Annotated in this window: 2 protein-coding genes; both read left to right on the top strand. The window is 61.2% G+C overall.

Features of this window, described 5'->3' with window-relative positions; translation table 11 throughout:
- The coding region (locus M5B42_RS31990; protein ID WP_248748058.1) for a ShlB/FhaC/HecB family hemolysin secretion/activation protein at positions 1 to 1,102 on the top strand (1,102 nt) is incomplete at its 5' end.
- Positions 1,103 to 1,138: 36 nt separating this feature from the next.
- A partial coding sequence (locus M5B42_RS31985) for a filamentous hemagglutinin N-terminal domain-containing protein (protein ID WP_248748057.1) occupies positions 1,139 to 3,175 on the top strand: 2,037 nt, incomplete at its 3' end.

The following is a 3,175-nucleotide window of genomic DNA, read 5'->3' as shown; positions in this document are numbered from 1 at the left end:
GCTGGCTCCGGGCAAGGAAGTCGGTGGCAGCGAGGTGCTGGTCAAGAACAACCCGCAGAAGCCTTGGCGTGCGGGGCTTTCCTACGGTAACGATGGTCAGCGCAGCACGGGTGAGCAACAGGCCGGAACGACCTTCGATTGGGACAATCCGTTGGGGCTGGCCGATCAGTTTTCCTTGCGTGCTGGCCACGATGTGGTCAGCGATCAAACGAAGAACTCGCGTAATGCCATGCTCTATTACAACCTGCCGTTCGGCTGGTGGAACCTGAGCTACACCTACAGCGAAAGCGACTACCGCTCCCAGGCCCAGGCCAACGGTTTCAACTTCCAGCAGACTGGCGACAGCCAGAACAATCAGGTGAAGCTGGAGCGGGTGATCTACCGCGATGCCCTGAGCAAGACCTCGCTCAATACCGGCCTGACCTACCTGCGCACCAACAACTTCATCGAAGGCAGCAAGCTGGCCGACAGCAGCAACCGCCTGAGCGAAGCGCAGTTCGGCATCACCCACGGTCGGCGGATCGGCAGTGCCTTCGTCAACCTCGATTTGGGAATGCAGGACGGTATCGGTGCCTTCGGTGCCCAGGACAACGTTCCGAATTTCACGCAGGGTTTGCCCGACGCCCGTTATCGCAAATACACCGCCACGGTCAGCTATCTGCAACCGTTCAAACTGTGGGGCGAGTCGTTCAGCTTCAGTAGCCTGATGACCGGCCAGCGCACCAATGACGTGCTGTTCAGCACACAGCGCATGAGCCTGGGCGGGCAGTCCTCCATTCGTGGTTATAAAGATCAGACGCTGTCGGGCGACAGCGGCGGTTACTGGCGCAATGACTTGCGCTGGAGCCGGCCGGTGACCTGGGACTGGTTACAGCCCGTGCTTTCCGAGTACGGCACCAGCGTCGGTTATGACCAGGGCGTGATTCGTAATGGGCGCTACAGCGCCGAACAGCACGGGCGGATGACCAGCGACTCGATTGAGCTGTTTGCCCGGGGCAAGCATCTCGCCGCCACCGTGACGTTCGCCAACTCCCTGGAACGACCAGCGCCGATCACCGAGCGTGAAGCGCCGGTCTATTTCCGTCTGGATTTCTTCCTCTAATTCCATTCACCGCACGCGTTGCATCGAGATCCCGACATGGACGTTCGTCAGTTTGCCTTCCTGGCCCGCCAGCCTTCTGCTGCCCTGAAAAACCGTGAACATTTCCTGGGACTGCCCAAGCGCGGGCTGGCGTTCATTCTGGCGAACGCGATGTTCTGGCAGCCGTTGCTGGCCCAGGCGGATGGGATCGTGGTCAATGCGCCGGGCACCACGCTCGGCCAGGCGGGTAATGGCGTACCGATCGTCAATATCGCCGCGCCGAATGCCCAGGGGCTGTCGCACAACCAGTTCAGCGACTACAACGTCGGGGCCAATGGGGTCATCCTTAACAACGCCACCGCGCGTACCCAGTCGACACAACTGGGCGGGATCATTCTCGGTAACCCGAATTTCAACGGTGCCGCGGCCAATGTCATCCTCAACGAGGTGAATGGCGGCAGCCCGAGCCAGTTGCGCGGCTACACCGAAGTGGCGGGGCAGTCGGCCCATGTGATCGTGGCCAACCCGTATGGCATTAGCTGTAACGGCTGTGGCTTTATCAACACGCCGCAGGCCACGTTGACTACTGGCAAGGCCGTCATCACAAATGGTCAGGTCACGGGTTATCAGGTCGACCAGGGCAGCGTTTCCATCGACGGCGCCGGCCTCAACGCCAGCAATATCGACCAGTTCGAAATCATCACCCGTGCCGCCACCATCAACGCGCAGATCAATGCTAACCAATTGACTGTTATTGCCGGTCGTAACGACGTTGATGCCCACACTCTCAATGCCACGGCGCGTGCCGATGACGGCAGCACCAAGCCACAAGTGGCGATTGATTCCTCGGTGCTGGGCGGCATGTATGCCGGCGCCATCAAACTGGTGGGGACTGAAGCCGGGGTAGGGGTCAAACTGGCCGGCAATCTGGCTGCCAGTGGCGGTGATATCCAGCTCGATGCCAACGGCCAACTGAGCATGGTCCAGGCCACCGCCAGTGGCGCCGTCAACGTGAAGGCCGCCAGCCTGGATGCCCAAGGTCCGGTCTACGCCGGCAGCAGCTTGAACGTGCAGACCACGGGGGATCTCAATAGCCAGAACAACCTGGCGGCCCGGGACAGCATCACCCTCAACAGCGGCGGTCAATTGACCAACCACGGCATCATCGAGGCCGGGGTCAATGCCGATAACACCCGTAACAGCACGGGCGATGTCAGCGTCACCGCGCAGAGCCTGACCAACACCGGCCAGAGTGTGATCGCCAGTCGTGACCTGAGTGTCACCGCTACGCAGACCCTGAACAACCAGGGCGGCACCTTGAGCGGGCAGCGGAAAACTGCCGTCACCGCAGGCACCCTCGATAACCAGAACCAAGGTCGGGTCCTCAGCGCTGACAGCCTGAGTCTGACGGTCGACACCGTGCTCAACGCCCAGAGTGGCCTGATCAAAGGCCAGAACGCCTTGACCGCGACCCTTGGTCATCTGAACAACAACGCCGGTGAAGTTTCCAGCCAGGGCAATACCACGCTGACCCTGGGCACGATGGACAACCTCACTGGCCTGGTCATGGCCAATAACATCCTGGATATCACGGCCACGGGTGCGGTGAACAACCAGAACGGTCGCCTGGGTTCGAACAATCTCTTCACCTTCAAGGGCCAGTCCCTCGACAACACCCAGAAGGGCCGCATCACCGCCCAGCAACGCCTTGACCTGACGGCCACTCGTCTCGACAACAGCGGTGGTTCGGTCATCACCAACGGCTCGCTGACCCTGACCGGCAGCACTCTGGACAACAGTGGCGGTAAGTTGAGCGCCCAGTCGGGCCTGGTGATCACCCTCGACGCTGCCCTGACCAACCAGCTCTCCGGGCTGATCAGCAGCGAAGGCACCCTGACGGCTCACGCCGCCAGCCTGGATAACTCGGGCGGCAGTTTCTCCAGTGCCGGCCAATTGAGCCTGACCAGCGATGGTGCCTTGATCAACCAGGGTGGTCGACTGGTGACTGACGGCGGTATCGACCTGCACGGCGCCAGTCTCGACAACCGTCAGAGCGGCACGATCAGCGGTCAGGGCCCGGTGTCGATCACTACT

It is taken from the genome of Pseudomonas sp. MWU12-2037, assembly GCF_023242345.1.
In the GTDB taxonomy this organism is placed as follows: Bacteria; Pseudomonadota; Gammaproteobacteria; order Pseudomonadales; family Pseudomonadaceae; genus Aquipseudomonas; species Aquipseudomonas gingeri_D.
Note: the sequence above shows the minus strand (reverse complement) of the source record. Positions and strands in the feature narration are given on the sequence as shown.